Origin of the sequence: Sorangium sp. So ce834, from assembly GCF_051521425.1 — a bacterium.
Classification (GTDB): domain Bacteria; phylum Myxococcota_A; class Polyangia; order Polyangiales; family Polyangiaceae; genus Sorangium; species Sorangium cellulosum_D.
In genome coordinates this window covers 4080001-4096047 of sequence record NZ_CP150351.1, presented here as the reverse complement: position 1 = coordinate 4096047, position 16047 = coordinate 4080001, and the positions used below count along the sequence as shown (strand labels likewise).

At 72.8% G+C, this 16047-nt stretch carries 12 protein-coding genes and 1 tRNA gene (1 of these 13 only partly in view); 7 read left to right on the top strand and 6 right to left on the bottom strand.

The genetic code is table 11. The features are described from left to right. The first annotated feature begins 110 nt into the window (after nucleotides 1–110). From WMF20_RS14975 to WMF20_RS14960, 4 genes are all read left to right on the top strand, one after another. Nucleotides 111–947 (top strand): metallophosphoesterase family protein, encoded by an 837-nt coding sequence (locus WMF20_RS14975; RefSeq protein ID WP_437614216.1) that lies wholly within the window; start codon nucleotides 111–113, stop codon nucleotides 945–947. 87 nt (nucleotides 948–1034) lie between these two features. Next, entirely contained in the window at nucleotides 1035–1769 is a 735-nt protein-coding gene (locus tag WMF20_RS14970; RefSeq protein WP_437614214.1) for an AgmX/PglI C-terminal domain-containing protein, read from the top strand. A gap of 173 nt (nucleotides 1770–1942) precedes the next feature. Beyond that, on the top strand, nucleotides 1943–2101 hold the full coding sequence (locus WMF20_RS14965; protein ID WP_165373982.1) for a hypothetical protein: 159 nt from the start codon (nucleotides 1943–1945) through the stop codon (nucleotides 2099–2101). 75 nt (nucleotides 2102–2176) lie between these two features. After that, nucleotides 2177–3895: a L,D-transpeptidase family protein gene (locus WMF20_RS14960; protein WP_437614212.1), complete on the top strand. Its 1719-nt coding sequence runs from the start codon at nucleotides 2177–2179 to the stop codon at nucleotides 3893–3895. On the opposite strand, the gene WMF20_RS14955 is transcribed toward WMF20_RS14960, so the two are convergent. The 5 genes from WMF20_RS14955 to WMF20_RS14935 form a co-directional block, all read right to left on the bottom strand. Continuing rightward, on the bottom strand, nucleotides 3882–5138 hold the full coding sequence (locus WMF20_RS14955) for a pyridoxal phosphate-dependent aminotransferase (RefSeq protein ID WP_437614210.1): 1257 nt from the start codon (nucleotides 5136–5138) through the stop codon (nucleotides 3882–3884). The genes WMF20_RS14960 and WMF20_RS14955 overlap by 14 nt on opposite strands. Nucleotides 5139–5279: 141 nt before the next feature. Next, nucleotides 5280–7712: a S8 family serine peptidase gene (locus tag WMF20_RS14950; protein WP_437614208.1), complete on the bottom strand. Its 2433-nt coding sequence runs from the start codon at nucleotides 7710–7712 to the stop codon at nucleotides 5280–5282. A 116-nt stretch (nucleotides 7713–7828) separates the two neighbouring features. After that, nucleotides 7829–9361: an acyl-CoA carboxylase subunit beta gene (locus WMF20_RS14945; protein ID WP_129574979.1), complete on the bottom strand. Its 1533-nt coding sequence runs from the start codon at nucleotides 9359–9361 to the stop codon at nucleotides 7829–7831. Nucleotides 9362–9377: 16 nt separating this feature from the next. Further along, entirely contained in the window at nucleotides 9378–10781 is a 1404-nt protein-coding gene (locus tag WMF20_RS14940) for a VWA domain-containing protein (protein ID WP_437614206.1), read from the bottom strand. A gap of 35 nt (nucleotides 10782–10816) precedes the next feature. Further along, entirely contained in the window at nucleotides 10817–11587 is a 771-nt protein-coding gene (locus tag WMF20_RS14935) for a redoxin domain-containing protein (protein ID WP_437614204.1), read from the bottom strand. Between the two features lie 108 nt (nucleotides 11588–11695). Here WMF20_RS14935 and WMF20_RS14930 point away from each other — a divergent pair, with 108 nt between their 5' ends. The 3 genes from WMF20_RS14930 (at nucleotide 11696) to WMF20_RS14920 (ending at nucleotide 13792) form a co-directional block, all read left to right on the top strand. After that, the gene (locus WMF20_RS14930; protein WP_437614202.1) at nucleotides 11696–12331 is read left to right on the top strand and encodes a hypothetical protein; all 636 of its coding nucleotides are present in this window, start codon (nucleotides 11696–11698) and stop codon (nucleotides 12329–12331) included. Nucleotides 12332–13144: 813 nt separating this feature from the next. Beyond that, nucleotides 13145–13218: transfer RNA gene (locus WMF20_RS14925), tRNA-Arg, on the top strand. 34 nt (nucleotides 13219–13252) lie between these two features. Continuing rightward, nucleotides 13253–13792 (top strand): nucleoside deaminase, encoded by a 540-nt coding sequence (locus WMF20_RS14920; RefSeq protein ID WP_437614200.1) that lies wholly within the window; start codon nucleotides 13253–13255, stop codon nucleotides 13790–13792. A gap of 138 nt (nucleotides 13793–13930) precedes the next feature. On the opposite strand, the gene WMF20_RS14915 is transcribed toward WMF20_RS14920, so the two are convergent. Further along, on the bottom strand, nucleotides 13931–16047 hold the 3' portion of the coding sequence (locus WMF20_RS14915; RefSeq protein ID WP_437614198.1) for a biosynthetic peptidoglycan transglycosylase. It continues 250 nt past the right edge of the window; the window shows 2117 of its 2367 coding nt (coding positions 251–2367); its start codon lies off the right edge, out of view; the stop codon is at nucleotides 13931–13933.

Below are 16047 nucleotides of genomic sequence, written 5' to 3'. Positions count from 1 at the left end.
CGCGATCGCCGGGCGCGCTCCGGGGCGCCCCGCGCCGCGGCGGATGGCGTCGCCGAGAGCTTGCGTCGATGTCGCCGGAACGACGTCGGTCGGACCTCACGATCGCGTCGATGGCGACGATCGCTCACCTCACGGACTTTCATCTCCTCGAGGCGGATCACGACCGCCGCCGCGGCGCCGAGCGGTGGCGGCTTCGTTATCTGAGCTTCGGCCGCCCCATCGACGCCGCGCAGCGCCGCCGCCGCGCGCTCGCCGCGCTCGCCGAGGCGTGGCGGAGCGGGGCGGACCACCTGGTGCTCACCGGCGACCTCACCGAAGACGGGACGCCTGCCCAGTTCGAGGTGCTCGCCGCGGTGCTCTCGGAGAGCGGCTGGGACCCGGCCCGCGTCACGCTGGTGCCTGGCAACCACGACGCGTATGGCGGGGGCGACGCGTGGGAGCGCGCCCTGGAAGGCTGTCTCCGCCCCTTCGCGGCCACCAGCGGGCGAGGGGCGGTGGTCGCCCTCCCGGGGGCCGCCGTCACGGCGGTATCGACGGCCATGATGCAGCCGGTGCCCCGCTCGGCGGGGGCGATCGCGGACCGCGAGCTCGCGCGCGTCGCCGCGCTCGCCGCCGAGACGCGCCGCTCGGGCGACGCGCTCGTGCTCGCCCAGCACCACCCGCCGCTCCCGCACCCGATCGGCGCGATGCAGTGGCTGGACGGCCTCATCAACAGCTCCGAGCTCATGGCGCTGCTCCACGAGCACGATCACCTCCACGTGATCCACGGCCACACGCACCGGGAACACGACGCGCCCGTGCGCTCCGGCGCGCCCCCTCGCATCTTCTGCGCGCAGGCGCTCGTGGACGGACCTTCTCCGCTGCGGTTCTACCGTGTGCGTTACGGGCGCCTTCTCTCGGAGCGCACGCGGGTCCGGAGCGGCGCGTCGACGTTCGCGTTGGCGTAGAATCTCTCACATGCACTGGAGGCGCGATCGCCCCTCACCGCCCTCTTTTCGCCGGAGACGTGGCTCGTATAGAGTCCTCGCCGGATCATGAAATTCTTTGTCTTGCTCAGGGGCACGGTCACCCTCGTTGCTGTCTCGGCGTTCGCGGCCCTCCCGGGCTGCGGCGGCGCCGAGCCCACGCCTGCGGCGCCGGTGATGCGCGACGCCGAGCCTGTCGAGACGTCGCGTCCGACGATGAGCTCGCGGTCCGAGATCGGCGGCATGAACGAGGAGAAGGTGCAGGCGGCGTTCGAGCGCGCCTCTCTGCGGCTCTCGCGCTGCTACCAGAAGGGCGTCGAGCGGATCCCCTATCTCGGCGGCGAGATCCGCTTCAAGGTCCGGGTGACCGAGGAGGGCACGGCGCGCTGGGCGTTCGTGAAGGACTCGACCCTCGGCGATCGCGAGACCGAGGCGTGCATGCTCAAGGTCCTGAAGGCGACGAAGTGGCCGAAGCCCGTCGGCGGAGAAGGCCTGGCGGAGAACAGCTTCACCTTCGAGCCGAGCAGCGACGAGCGCCCGCCGGTGCCGTGGACGCCCGACCAGCTCGGGACGCCGTACAAGAAGGCGCGGCCGGCGCTCGCGTCGTGCCGGAGCCAGGCGGGCGGCGCCCAGCTCAAGGCGACGCTCTACATCGACACCGACGGCAGGCCGCTCAGCGTGGGCGTCTCCAGCGCCGACGAACGGGGCGAGGAGGCGGCCGAGTGTGTCGCCGGCGCGCTCCGCGAGATCACCTTCCCCTCCCCCGGCAGCTACGCGTCGAAGGTGAGCGTCGACATCGACTGACGCCGCTCGCTGCCGGCTGCTCGCACGCCGTGCCGGCGCCGGCTGGCGCGCCGAAAGCCGCCGGGTCCCGGCTCGGTAGGGCGTGGAGGACGGTCGCTGGCGTTGTCCACCGGGCGCGAAATCTCCCGCCCTTGCTGGGGGCGCGCCCCGCGGGACTGCGCTACGCTCCGGTCGTGGGCAAGGTCCTCTGGCAGATCCTGGCGCTCTTGTGGAAGGTGGCTCGCCTCGTCCTGTGGAAGTGGCTGAAGCCGCGGCTGATGAGGCTGATGATGCTCACCGCGGCGTTCGTCGGGGTGATCCTGCTCGTGGTGGCCGTGCTCGGCAGGCTGTAGGGCGGTTCTCGCGGGACGGGCGGGCGCCGCTGGCTTGTCCGCGGTGGCTTCCGGCAAGTAGTCTCTCCGGCTTGCATGGCTAGCTCACCGTCCTCCTTGCTCCTCGCGGCCCTGACGTGCGCGATCGCGTCGGGGGGCGCCGCCGCTTGCTCGGAAGAGAGCCCCGCCGCGGCGACGCCGGCCTCGCTCGAGGCCGATGTGCCGCGCGTCCCTGCCGAAGCCGACGCGCGCCGCGCCCCCGCCGAAGCCGACGCGCCGCGCGCCGCGACCGTCGAGGTCGACGCGCCGCGCGCCGCGACCGTCGAGGTCGACGCGCCGCGCGCCGCGGTCGTCGAGGCGGCGCACGTCGCGAACGCGCCGGCCCCGGTCCAGGAGGAGGACGAAGCGACGCCGGCGAGCGCGGCGAAGGAGGGCGCGCGCATCTATTCGAAGGCGCGGTTTGCCTGGATCAACCCCGGCCCGTACCCGACGCGGGGCTGGAGCGGTTACCTGGGCCTCGGCGGGTCCGTCGCGCTCCGCGGCGGCAGCGTCGAGGCCGCGCGGACGCCGGGGGAGGGCTGCGACGCGTGGTACGCCGTCGAGCCGCGGGGCTACATCTGCGCCGGCGCCAGCGCCACGGTCGACCCGAGCGACCCGGTCGTGGTCGCGTTGCGGCCGCACGCGCCCAAGATCGACTCGCCGTGGCCCTACGACTACGCGGAGTCGACCGGCGCGCCGCGCTACCCGCGGCTCCCGACCGCGAAGGAGCAGCGGCGCTCCGAGTGGGACCTCGAGGCGCACCTCGCGAGCGTCGCGAAGGTGCGCGCCGCCGAGGGGTTGAGCGACGAAGCCCTCCGGGAGATCGACGAGGCGCTCGTGGGCGTCGATCTGAAGCCCGCGGGCGTCGCCGCCCCGGCGCTGTTTCCCTTCGGCGACCTCGTGCGCGAGGCGCGCGACCGGATCGTGAACGGCTCGACGGTGGCGTTCACCCGGGCGTTCGACGCGCAGGACCGGACCTGGGTCGTGACCTCGGACCAGACGTACATGCCGAAAGATCGGCTGAAGCCCTACCCGCGCTCGAGCTTCCAGGGCGTGTGGCTGAAGGACGGGCGTTCGCTCCCGCTCGCGTTCTTCCGCAAGACCGATCGGCCGAAGTACCAGCGGGGCGCCGGCGGCCGCTTCGAGCCCACGGGCGCGTCGTTCGCGCGGCTCGCCTCGGTCGGGCTCACGGGCCGCGCCGAGGTCGAGGACGGCGCGCGGTTCCTCGAGACGCAGGATCCGGGGGTCTACGTGCTCGCCGACGACGCCGTGGTGATCGAGGCGGCGAAGCGCTCGCCGCTCGAGGGCGAGAACGATCCCTCGTCGCCGCCGCGCAAGTGGATCGAGATCAGCGTGCTCGGCGGCTGGTTCGTCGCCTACGAAGAGCTCACCCCGGTGTTCGCCACGCTGATCTCGCCGGGGCGCGGCGGCGTCCCGCGGAAGGGCATCCCCGCCATCGAGACCGCGGCGACGCCGACGGGGCGCTTCCGCATCGACGGGAAGTTCGTGACGGCGACGATGGTGTCGAGCTCGAACGACAGCATCGTCCACTCCGAGGTGCAGTTCGTGCAGAACTTCCACGGCCCCCACGCGCTGCACGGCGCGTACTGGCACGACGCCTGGGGCGAGCTGAAGAGCGGCGGCTGCGTCAACCTCTCCCCCATCGACGCGAAGCAGATGTTCGCCTGGACCGACCCGCCGGTCCCGGACGGGTGGCACGGCCTGCGGGCCTCTCGCGACGCCGGCCGCTCCACGGTCGTCCTCATTCACCGCTGATCGCGCGCGCCATCCGGTCCACGAGCCGCGGCGCGGCCTCCGCGAACACCTCCGGCTCGAGCAGCAGTCCGACCACGAGGAAGCCGTCGCGCGGCATGTCGAAGAAGTAGCCGGGGTGGACGATGATCCCCTCGTCGCGCACGAGCAGCTCGACCCAGCCGTCCTCGTCGTGCACGCGCGGGACCTCCAGCGTCGCGTACCACCCGCCGTCGATCGGCAGCCGCCGGACCGCGCCCCCGGCGCGCGCCGCGATCGCCGCGTCGAGCGCCGCCAGGTTCGCCTGCACGCGCGACAGGATCGCGCGCTGGACGGGCGCCCGCGCGGCGAGGATCTCCGGCAGCGCGAGCTGCACCGGGGTGCCGACCGAGAGGTAGGTATCGGCGATGATCTCGAGCCGCTCCACCGCCGCGGCGGCGAGCTCCGGCGGCCCCGAGACCGCGATCCAGCCGAGCTTGAGCTGCGGCAAGGCCATCACCTTGGACAGCCCGCTCAGCACGAAGGTCAGCGCCTGCCGCCGGCCGGCGAAGCTCGGCAGGCGGTCCGGGGCGAGGTCTCCGTGCGCGTAGTCGCCGAAGACCTCGTCGACGATCAGCGCGAGGCCGCGCTCCCGGGCGCACGCCTCGAGCGCCGCGGCGTCGTCGCGGCGCACGAAGGAGCCGGTCGGGTTGTTCGGGTGGACGAGCACCACCGCGCGCGTCCGCTCGCCGGCGGCGCGCTCCAGCGCGCCGAGGTCGATGCGCCACCCCTCCTCCTTGAGGAGCGGGTACGGCGTGAGCGCGACGTCCTCCAGGCAGGCGAGGTACTCGAGGAGCGGGTACGACGGCACCGGGACGAGCACGTCGTCGCCGCGCTCGGCGAGCAGCTTGAGCAGCCAGCCGTACGCCTCGCTGGTGCTCGCCGTCAGCACGACGCCCGCCGGATCCACGTCGATCCCGCGCTCGCTGTAGTACCGCGCCACCGCGGCGCGCGCGGCGGGGTCGCCGAGCGGCAGCGGCGCGTACGTGGAGCCGCGCGGCTCGCCCAGGCGCGCGATGAGCGGCGCCGTCTCGACGATCCCGCAGCGCGTCGGGTTCGACTCGGTGAAGTCGACGAGCGAGCGCCCTGCCCGGCGGGCCTCGACGAGGACGGACGCGAGCCGGTTCTCCGAAAGATCCCACCCCGTGCGCGCCGCGAACCGGAGCGGCCTCGGCGCGGGCGCGCGCCCCGCGTCCGCCTCTTCCGTGGAAGGCCGATCTGCGCTCACCCGTCTCTCCATGGTCTCTGATCCATCGTCGTCGTGGTCTGCCCTGTCGTGCCGCCCGGCCACGGTGACATGGGCCGCGCCGGACGGCAGCCGGGGCGCGGGCCTCCGGGCGCGACGCCGAGCCCCGCGGGTGGCGGGCGCTCAGCCGCGGCGCCGTCGGCGCGCCGCGAGCGCGGCGGCCAGGGCGCCCGCGAGCCCGACGGCGACGCGGCTCGCCGGCCCCTCCCGGTCAGCGCCGGCGGCCGCGCAGGTGCACGCGCCGCTCGTCACCTCGAGCTCGCCGTTCGCCATCCACACGTCGCTCCCGACCGGGAGCTCGCGCGCGCCGAGCGAGACGCCGTCGTAGAGCACGTCGACGGCCAGCGTGGCGCCGCCGGAGCCGCGCGGCGCTGCGACCGCGAACCGCCACAGCCCACGGCGCACCTCCGTGAGCGGCGCGTGCATCGCCCCGCCTTGGAGCGCGACCGTGAGCTTGTCGGCGGCGACCCTCACCGGGGCCCCGTCCGCGCGTCGCAGCTCGATCGTCCCCCAGACGGGCCAGGACGGGTCGGGCCTCGCGTAGGTGCTCGACAGCACGTACCAGCTCCTGTCGAGCGCCGGCGTGTTGTCCCCGGCCTCGGCGGCCTCCAGCGCCAGTCGCGTGCCCTCGAGATCGAGCACGCCGGGCCCGAGCTGCGCCTCGAGCGGCACGGCGCCCCTCGGGTACCGCGCGCCCGCCTGGAGCGCCTCGGTGACCTCTGCCTGGGTCAGGTTCGGGTTGACCTGGAAGAGCAGCGCGATGGCGCCTGCGACCTGCGGGGCCGACATCGACGAGCCCGACGCGATCGCGTGGTAGTCGTCGACGACGAAGCAGGGTTGGTCGTCGGGGCACCCGGGCGTGTCGAACAGCCCTCCGGGGCCATTGCGCGGGTCGACCCCGCTCCCCATCGCGGCCGCGACCAGGCCGCCGGGCGCGCTGATCTCGGGCTTGGCCACCCCGAACGGCGTGGGGCCGGCCGCGCTGAAGTAGCAGGCGCTGTCCTCCTGGATCGTCTCACCGTCGAGGCTCATGAGGCGAATGCTCGTCGAGCTCCCCTGCGGCTGCCAGCGGACGCGGTTGATGGTGCATCCCACGGCGAGCAGGCCGGGGTGGCTGGCGGGCACGTTGATCGTCCCCTGCTTGATGCCACGCGTGAACTGGAGCCCGAGGTCGTGCGACGCCGAGACGTCGCCGAGCCCCGTCACCCAGAGCTGCGCGTCCCCGCGGCCTTTCAGGTGGATCGCGAACTCGCCCGCCTCCCATGCCCCGCTGAAGGCCACGACGGCGCTGTTCGTGTTCGCGTCGATGGGCTTCCCGTTCGCGATCCGGTTGATCACGGCGCCCGTGGTCTCGCCGTCGTCGGCGGTGTAGCCGGCGCTCTCCCCGGGCTCGATCAGGCCGATCCACGTCTCGCCGCCCGGCCCCTCGAGGCCGACCGACACCTCGTCCCCGGGTCGGAACGTGATCCAGACGTATCCCTCCCCGGTCGACGCCCTCGGCGTGCGGATGGGCACGCGCGTGTCGGCGTACGGCGAGACGTGCGCCTCGGTGTGGATCCCCATCGGTCCTTCGCCGTCGATCTCGTAGAGCGCGCCGCTGTTGCCGGCGGCGACGACGATCGCGCGTCCCGGGTGATTGTCGCCGACCATCGCGGCGAGCCCTGCCTCGAGCGGGCTCGTCCCGTCGTGAGGCCCGAAATCGCTCCCGACGCTCAGGTTGACGACCGCCGGCATGCCGAGCTCCTCGGCGCGATCGAAGATGAACCGCACCGCCTTGAGGATGTCCGGATCCTCGAAGCCCTCCCCGGGCAGCGAGGGCGCGGCGACGATCAGGGTCGCGGCCGGCGCCACCCCGACGTACCGCGGCCGCGCCGTGACCATCGGCCCGCCGTTGCCCGCCGCGATGGAAGCCACGTGCGTGCCGTGCCCCGCGATGTCGCGGACAACGCGCAGATCCCCGCTCTCGAGCATGGCGTCGAGATCGGCGTCGGAGAGGATCGCGCACCGCGACTGGTTCGGGTCATCGCACCCGTAGTCCTCCTCGAGCTGCGCGTGCAGCCCTTTGGGCCTCCCCGCCTGAAGCAACCATCTGATCCGCGTCTTGCCGTCCTTGCGCCGGAAATCCGGGTGGGCCACGTCGATGCCGGTATCGACGATGCCGACGATCACCCCGGTGCCGTCCGCCCCGGTGGCCTTCCGGTAGGGGTCGACGCGGATCCACACCTTGGACCGATCGAGCTGGGGCTGCCGCGGCGGTCCTGTGAACAGCGAGAGCTCCGGGTGCGCGTCGGCGAAGACGCCGACATCGCCGGGCGCGAGCCGGACGGTCCCGAAGCCCGGCGCGACCGGGAGCAGGCCGAGCGACCGCGCGTCGGCGCCGGCGGGCAGCGGCACCAGCACCGGGATGCGCCCGCCCGGATCGGCGAGCGGGTGCCGCCCGAGGCGCGGGCTGAGCAGGCGCGCCACCGCCGGGGCCGGGACGTCGGCGCGCGCTTCGCCTGCCGCGAGAGCGAGGCCGAGCAGCGCGAGGGAGAGCGGGAGCCTGCGGGCGAGCACGCGGCGAGTCTACACCACCTTCGCGCGCGGCCGGCCCAGCGGAGCGCGCGGCCCTCGCGGCGCGCCCTCGCTGACGCCGCGGCGAGCCGCGCGCCGCGCGCCTGCCGGCGCGCCGCTCACACCGGCGGGACGAGGTGCTTCTTGCGCGGCCGCTCTTCGACCTTGCCGGCGTACCGCTCGAAGCGGCGCGCCACCTCGCGGCGGAGGTTCGCCGCCGGCACGACCGCGTCGATCACGAGCTCGCTCGCGAGCTTCTCCAGGTCGACGTCCGCGCGGTACTCGTCGCGCAGCTTCTGGACGAGCGCGTCGCGCTCCGGCCCCGCCGGTATCGCCTGGATCTTGTTGAAGTAAACGGCGTTCACCGCCGCGCTCGGCCCCATCACCGCGATGGACGCCGAGGGCAGCGCGATGCACTCGTCCGGCGCGAACGCCGGCCCGCACATCGCGTAGAGCCCGGCGCCGTACGCCTTGCGCACGACGACGGACAGCTTCGGCACGGTCGCCTCGCTCACCGCGGCGATCATCTTCGCGCCGGCCCGGATGATCCCCTGCCGCTCGACGACGGTCCCGATCATGAAGCCGGGCACGTCGGCGAGGTACAGGAGCGGGATGTTGAAGGCGTCGCACAGCCAGATGAACCGCGCCGCCTTGTCGGCCGAGTCCACGAACAGCACGCCGCCCTTGTACTTCGGCTGGTTCGCGACGATCCCGACCGCCCGCCCCTCGATGCGCGCGAGCCCCGTGACGATCTCCCTCGCGTACAGCTTCTTGATCTCGACGAAGCTGCCCTCGTCGATGACCGCGTCGATCACGGCCATGATGTCGAACGGCTTGTTCTCGTCCGCGGGGATCACGTCCTCGAGCGGCCGTTGCCCTGGCTTCTCCGGCCTCGGCTCGACGCGGGGCGGGGCCTCCGCGGAGCTCTGGGGCATCAGCGCGAGGTAGCGCTTCGCGAACGCGATCGCCTCCTCCTCGGTCTTCACGAGCACGTCCCCGCACCCCGAGACCGAGCAGTGCATGCGCGCGCCGCCGAGCTCTTCGAGCGTGACCTTCTCGCCGATCACCATCTCCGCCATGCGCGGCGAGCCCAGGTACATGCTCGCGTTGCTCTCGACCATGCACACGACGTCGCAGAACGCCGGGATGTACGCGCCCCCCGCCGCCGACGGGCCGAACAGCAGGCAGATCTGCGGCACCAGGCCGCTCAGCTCGACCTGGTTGTAGAAGATCCGGCCCGCGCCGCGCCTCCCGGGGAACATCTCGATCTGGTCGGTGATCCGCGCCCCCGCCGAGTCGACGAGGTAGAGCAGCGGGCAGCGGAGGCGCCGCGCGGTCTCCTGCACGCGCAGGATCTTCTCGACGGTGCGGCGCCCCCACGAGCCGGCCTTCACCGTCGAGTCGTTCGCCATCACGCACACCGGGCGCCCGGCCACGGTCCCGCTGCCCGTGATGACGCCGTCGGCGGGCAGCTCGGGATCCAGCGCGTTGGCGAGCGCCGCGTCCTCGATGAAGCTCCCTTCATCGAGGAGCAGCGCGACGCGCTGCCGCGCGAACAGCTTGCCCTGCTCCGCGTTCTTGTCGTGGTATTTCTGCGCGCCCCCCTTCTCGATGCGCGCCGTGAGCTCCCTCAGCTTCTGATCGAGCGACATGGCGCGACCCATAGCCCTAAGCGCGCCGGGCGACCACCTCCCGCGCCGCCGTTTCGAGCTCCCGCGCGGTCCGGGCGACCAGCACCTTGGTCGACGCCGCGGCGTAGCGCAGCATCGCGCTGTCCCCCGTCCCCCAGGCGGCGGGTCCCTCGGGGCAAACCCAGAGCAGCGCCCGCGCCCGGTCGCGGAGCCTCCGGACGACCTCCGCCTCGTCCGCAAAGTAGTTCGTGCGCCCGTCGCCGAGGATCACGAGGGTCACCCGCCGGTCCACGTCCCGCCCGTACCGCTCCTCGAAGGCGCGGAGGACGCGCCCGTAGTTCGAGTTGTGCGCCCGGCTCACCACCTCGCCGCGCTGGATGCGCTCGAGCGCCGCGCCCACCGGCATCGCCGCGAAGAGCTCGGTCGTCTCGGCGAGCTCGCTCACGAAGACGAACGAGCGCGTCCGGTCGAAGAGCTCCTGCGCCGCGCAGACGAACTCGAGCATGAACCGCGCGGCGACGCGGACCGAATCCGACACGTCGCACAGCACCATGAGGCGCGGCTTGTCGCGCCGGCGCGCCCGCCGGGCGGGCTGGAAGGGGACGCCGCCGGTCTGAAGGCTGCGCCGCAGCGTCCGGTGCGGATCGATCCTGCCGCGCCGCGCGCGGCGCCTCCGGAGCCTCTCGGCGCCGCGGAGCCGCTCGGACAGCGCCCGCACGGCGCGGCGCACCTCGTCCATCTCGCCTTCGCCGAGCGAGGCGAACGGCACGTCCATGCGGCCGGGGGCCGCGGGCTCCTCGCCCTCGAGGCGCCGGAGCGCCAGCGTCACGTGCTCGCGCACGCGGTGCCGCATCCGCTCCATCTCGGCGGCGAGCGCGTCGGCGAGGGCCTTCCCCCGGTCCTCGCCGAGCGCTTCCTCGAGCGCGCTCCGGATCCGCCGCAGCGCGCTGGCGACGGCGGGCACCCCGAGCTGATCCATCACCCGCTGCGCGAAGAACCCGACCTGGAGCGAGCTCGTCATCGGCGCGAGCACGCGCGCGATCCCCGCCGACCGGAGCGCCTGGTCGAGCTCCCCTGCGGTCCCTGCGAGCGCCTGGAAGCCGAGCGCGTCGCCGGACGCGCCGCTCCGCTCCGCCGCCGCGGTCAGCAGATCGCGGAGGGCGGAGAGCTCCCCCTCCGAGAACCCTCGCTCCCGGAGGCGCGCCCACAGATCGCCGACGTGCGCGCCCTCCGGGGAGAAGAAGCGGTCGAAGCAGGCGCGGTACCGGCAGAGATCGGCGGCGCGCTCGACGACCACCGCGCCGATAGCGTCCCGCAGCCTCGCGCGGTCGCCGAACCCGACGAGGACGCACGCGCGCGCGGCCTCGATGGCCTGCGCCGTCGACACCGCGAAGCCGTCGCGCCGCAGCGCCCACAGGAATTCGTCGATGGAGAGGAGCATGGAGGGCCTTGCCGATCGCCCGCGGCCCGCGGCGGCTACGGCGCCGGCGCGGGCTCTGCGAGCAGCGCCTGGAGGAGCTTCTCGACCTGGGCGTGCCGGGATGGGTCGTACCCGACCACCACGTCGCGGATGACGCCCTTCTTGTCGATCACGAACATCGTGGGGAGCGCCTTGACGCCGTAGGCCGCGGAGGTCGACTCCGAGTCGTCCGAGGCGACCGCGTAGCGCATGGACAGGGCCTGCGCCGTCTTCGTCGCGACGCCCACGCTGTCGGTCGTCAGGCCGATGACCTGCAGCCCCTGCGCGGCGTACGTCGTGTGCCACTTCGAGAGCTGCGGGGCCATCAGGCGGCACGGCCCGCACCAGGTGGCCCAGAAATCGAGGAGCACCACGTTTCCGCGCAGCGCCCCGATGTTCGCCGGAACGGTCCCCGCCACGGTGGCGAGCGGCTTCCAGCCGGGCGCGAAGGTGCCGATCTTGTCGAGGCGAAGGATCTGATCGTGCCCCGGGAACGGTACCAGCGTCGGCGCGACCTCTCGCTCCTGCCCGCCGCGTCGGATCCGGAGGTTCACCACGTTACCCGGCCCCGCGAGCGCGACGCGGGCGACCAGCTGCTTCGGATCTTCGAGCGGCACGCCATCCGCCGCGACGACCTGGTCCCCGTCCACGATGCCCGCCTTGGCCGCCGGCGAGCTGGTGACGACGTGCTTCGCGACGACCCCTCCGGCCGGTCCGGGCGCCAGCTCCACGCCCAGCCAGGCGCGGCGAGACGCTTCCTGGGCGACCGCCTGTGAGGCCCCTCCCATCAGCGCAGCGCCTGACAGCGCCACCAGCGTCGCAGCGAAGAGGGCGCGCCATGCGCGGCCTCGCCTGGAAGAGGCCAGGTGCATCCTGGCAGTGTAGCATCTCGACCGGTGCGGTCCCGACCCCGCCTCCCTGCGTGGTGCGCGCTCGCTGTGGCGACCCTGGCCTCGCCGATCCTCTCGATGGAGGCGCAGTCCCGTCCCGGGTGGGCGCTCTTGCCCCTCGGCTGTGCGCCGTCGCGCTCCCGGACGCCCCACGAGGAGGCAACCGCGTGGATCGAGCGCGGCTCCAGCCCCGTCGCCGAGCCGCGCGCATCGGCCGTTGCTCCCGCTGCGCGTGCGCCCGCTGCGCGTGCGCCCGCGGAGCCGTCGGCCTGGGAGCTCGTCGGGCAGCTCGCGAGCTTCACGCCGGCCACGGGGCGGGCTCGCTCCCAGCATTTCACCGGCGAGATGGAGGCGGAGGTGCGTATCAACGCGGCCGCGGCTCCCTACCCGGCGCTCGGCCCGGCTCGCGCGCTCCCGCCGGGCGCGGCCTTGGTCGAGCTCCACTACCCGGCGGGCTCGCCGGAGCCGGTGGCGCTGCTCGCCATGGTGAAGCGCTCGGCCGGCTACGACCCTGACGGCGGCGACTGGGAGTACCTCGTCCTCACGCCGCAGGGCACGTCTACCCACCGCGGCGCCTTATCTCTCTGCAAACGTTGCCACGCGGACGCCCCGCACGACCACCTCTTCGGAGGCCCGCGATAGCGCGTCGCATCAAACCGCTTCGTCGACGAGTGGCTCAACTCCGCAAAGATTGCGGGCCACGTCCCCCGGCGCGACACCGCTGCCCGAGCCCTGGTGGTGCGGGGCTCCGTGAGCATCGAGGAAACGGCTTAGAAACCTGAATATTCCGCCGGGGCGTTCCTCTCCGAGGGCCTGCCGGGGTCGACGCCGCGCAATGGCACGGAGGCTGCTCTAGGCGGAATTGACCGTGTTCTTCGCTGTGGGCTGCAGCGTGTCGCGGTCCTCCTCCCTCCTGACGGGCCTCGTTAGCTTGCGCTTGGTCGTCCAGCTGGTGCGACTTCGCCTCGTCTGTCGCGCAGCTGCTGCTTGGCTTACGTCTTTTGCTGTCCTGTCTGCTTGGCCTGCTCGCCTCGTGGTGCGCTTCAGAGCTTCGCTTGTTTTCGAGAGCGTGTGAGAGCGCGCGGCCATTCCGTGACGGAATCGCCGCGCGCCATGTTTTTGTCCTACGACCGGCTGCCCCGGCGGTCGACTCCGCGCGTGGCCGACCACGTCGCTGCGTGGCTCGCTCGCTCGGTCGTCTCGTTCGTACGGCGGTGCGACGGCCGCGAGGCGGGCTCAGCCGTGTACGGGAGCCAATCGACCGGAGGGGGCAACGAGGATCGAGCGGCGTTTGCCCGTGAAAGCCGCGCCCTTGAGCGAGCGACCTCGAGCGCGATCACTTTTCCTTTGACAGGTCGCTCCGGGGCGTATAAACGCCGGCACTCACTTCGCACGAACGAGTGCGACGCGAGGAGCGCGGTGGCGTAGCCACGTCTTGCTGCTTGTCTTTACAGAGCGCCCATAGCTCAGCTGGATAGAGCATCGGCCTACGAAGCCGGGGGTCGGAAGTTCGAATCTTCCTGGGCGCGCCTGATCGGTTGTGTGACAGATCCAGAGACCCACATGGATGACGGAGCCGAGGTGCTCCTCTCCGCCGTGTCGCGACCGGAGGATACCGGCGTCGAGGATGCTGCTGGCATCGACGTGATGCGGATGCGCGAGGCGCTCGGCGAGGCCGAGGCCGCAGCCGCCGCTGGCGATGTGCCGGTCGGAGCGCTCATCGTCGATGCGGCGGGGGTCGTGCTGGCGCGGGGCCGAAACCGGCGCGAGCTCGATCAAGATCCGACCGGACACGCCGAGGTCGACGCGCTGCGGGCGGCGGCGAGGCAGCTGGGCCGGTGGCGGCTCGAAGGGGCGACGGTGTACGCGACGCTGGAGCCGTGTCCCATGTGCGCGGGCGCGCTCGTCAACGCCCGGATTGCGCGGCTCGTCTACGGTTGTCCGGATCCGAAGGCAGGGGCGGTCGACACGCTCTTTGCGATCGGGCGCGACACCCGGCTCAACCATCGCTTCGCGGTCACGTCGGGTGTGCTCGCGGACGAGTGCGCTGCCCTGCTTCGCGCGTTCTTCGCCAAGCTCCGGACCGCCGCGCAGCGGCGCTGACGGCGAGGCCCGCGGGGGCGCGGGTCGGATGCAGCGGCTCGGCGGTGGGGCCCGCCAGAGCGCGCGCGGGCGCAGGTCGTGGTGCGGGTTGACGGCGAAGGCCACGAGGGCGCCGGACGAGGGCCGCGCGGGCGCGGGTCAGGGCGCCGTCCAGGCGCCTCCCTGCTCCTCGGGTCGGTCCTCGATGGCTTCGCCGCCGTCTCCGGCGGGTTGCCGGGGCGCGAGATGGGGCGCGGGGGAGCCTCGCACGACGGTCTCCTGCAGCCCCTTCTCGAGCTCCTCGTCGGAGATCCGGTTGCGCCTGCGCGCGATCTGCATGAGCTTGCGCAGGTACTCGCTCCATGCGGGCGTCACCTCCCCGGTCGCGTCGAAGTGCTGCACGCTCGGGTTGGGCAGGATCGATGCGATGTAGAGCGCCTGTCCGAGCGAGAGCTGCGCCGCCGACGCGTTGAAGTAGTGCCGCGCGGCGGCGCCGATGCCGTAGACCAGCGGTCCGAACTCCACCACGTTCAGGTAGAGCTCCATGATCTGCTCCTTGGTGAGCTCCTGCTCGAGGTACATCGTGAGCAGGGTCTCCTGGAGCTTGCGCGCCACGCTCTTGGTCCGCTCGAGGTACAGGTTCTTGGCGAGCTGCATGCTGACGGTGCTCGCCCCCCGCACGAACCGCCTCTTCCGGAGGTTCTCGCGGATCGAGTTCTTGATGGCTTCCTCGTCGAACCCGTGGTGCCGATGGAAGCCGCCGTCCTCCGTGGTCAGCACGGCGACCTCCATGAAGCGGGAGATGTCCTCGTACGGCACCCACTCGGCGGTCCCCGGCCCGGACTCGATCTCGACGCGCTGGCCGCCCGGTCCGTAGACCAGGCGCCGGAACGCGCGCTTGAAGCGATCGACGCTCAGCTCCGGCGGCATCTCGGTCACGCGGCAGGTGTTGGAGATGCCCCAGTCCAGCGAGAAGGTCCGATCCAGGTTGGCGGTATCGAAGCGAAGCTTCCCCTCGATCCCGAACGAGCCGGCGAGCCTCATGCCGTGGAGCTTCGCCACGACCCCCTTGGGCGCCGAGTCCAGCATCGACTGGCACGCCGAGAGGGGCACCTCGAAGCTGCCGCGGACCCGGTGCGAAGCCCCGGCTTGCTCGTACTCGCCGCGCGCGATCAGCCGCAGGGCGCCGAGGTCGATCTCGGCGTCCTCTGCGACGATCTTGGACCCGTCGAGCTTGCCGTTCGCCTTCGCCCGCCATGCCAGGTCGAGCCCGGCGATCGGCTCGTCTGCCAGGGCTGCGCTCCGCAAGGAGAGGTTCTTCAGCCTCCCTTCGCCGTCGACGCCCAGCGTCTGGCCATCGGCCGACAGGACCACCCGCGCGCGGCTCACGATCGAGGTCCGCGCCACGTCGAACAGCCCCATGTCGCCCTCATGGACACCGAGGGTCGAGAGCCAGATGGGCCCCCCGTGTACATCGGCGACGATCTCCTGCGGGGTCTCCTTCGCGTCATTGATGGGCACGCGAAGCCGGAAGGTGAGCGCCTGCTGGGCGTCGGAGCCGGCGGTCGAGATCGCCGCCTCGCCGGGCGAGAGCTCCACCACGAGGGAGCCGGCCTCGCGCCGTACGGCGAGGCTGCCCGGTCCCAGGTTGAGCATATCCGTCCTGCGCTTGAGGCGTGCGGTGACCCCTGCGACGTCGACTTTTGCTCCCTCGCCGAGCGCCAGATCGATCATCCGGGCCGCCCGCAGGAGCGCTTCTCGCACCGCGAGCCCGCGGTTCTGGCCCGTGTCGTCCCTCTCGACCGGTTCGGCCGCCCTCTTGATCTGTGCCGGCCGGGTGCTCCCACCCCGCTCGGGCGCCACCTGGGGTTCGGGCTCGACCTCCGGGAGCGTCACTTCGGCGTCGATGGCCGCAGCCGAGAGCTCGCTCACCTGGTAACGAGCCTGCTCTCGGGCGAGCACCAGCCGGCCCTCTCGGACCGAGAAGGCGGCGCGTCCCAGGGACAGCATCGCTTCCTGCGCGAAGATGGAGGTCCGCCCCTCGGCGCGCGCCAGGTGTACCCCGGTCGCGGACAGGCTCTCTCTGGGCACGTCGGTTCGATCGGTCCAGACGAGCTTCAGCCCCTCCAGGTCGGTGCTCCCGCCCCCCTCGCTCGGGACGACGCCGGTGCGCCCTGGCGTCTGCCCAGCCCGCCATGTCTCGAGCTCGTGGAGGATCGCCTCCTGCGGGCCGATGGCGGAGACCGTGCCCCCGCGCATCGCGACGCGGCGTCCCG

Excerpts from the sequence above, each read along its gene's own strand:
- WMF20_RS14940 (WP_437614206.1), bottom strand. The coding sequence starts at position 10,781 with ATGCTCCTCTCCATCGACGAATTCCTGTGGGCGCTGCGGCGCGACGGC.
- WMF20_RS14970 (WP_437614214.1), top strand. The coding sequence starts at position 1,035 with ATGAAATTCTTTGTCTTGCTCAGGGGCACGGTCACCCTCGTTGCTGTC.
- WMF20_RS14935 (WP_437614204.1), bottom strand. The coding sequence starts at position 11,587 with ATGGGAGGGGCCTCACAGGCGGTCGCCCAGGAAGCGTCTCGCCGCGCC.
- WMF20_RS14975 (WP_437614216.1), top strand. The coding sequence starts at position 111 with ATGGCGACGATCGCTCACCTCACGGACTTTCATCTCCTCGAGGCGGAT.
- WMF20_RS14945 (WP_129574979.1), bottom strand. The coding sequence starts at position 9,361 with ATGTCGCTCGATCAGAAGCTGAGGGAGCTCACGGCGCGCATCGAGAAG.
- WMF20_RS14920 (WP_437614200.1), top strand. The coding sequence starts at position 13,253 with ATGGATGACGGAGCCGAGGTGCTCCTCTCCGCCGTGTCGCGACCGGAG.
- WMF20_RS14960 (WP_437614212.1), top strand. The coding sequence starts at position 2,177 with ATGGCTAGCTCACCGTCCTCCTTGCTCCTCGCGGCCCTGACGTGCGCG.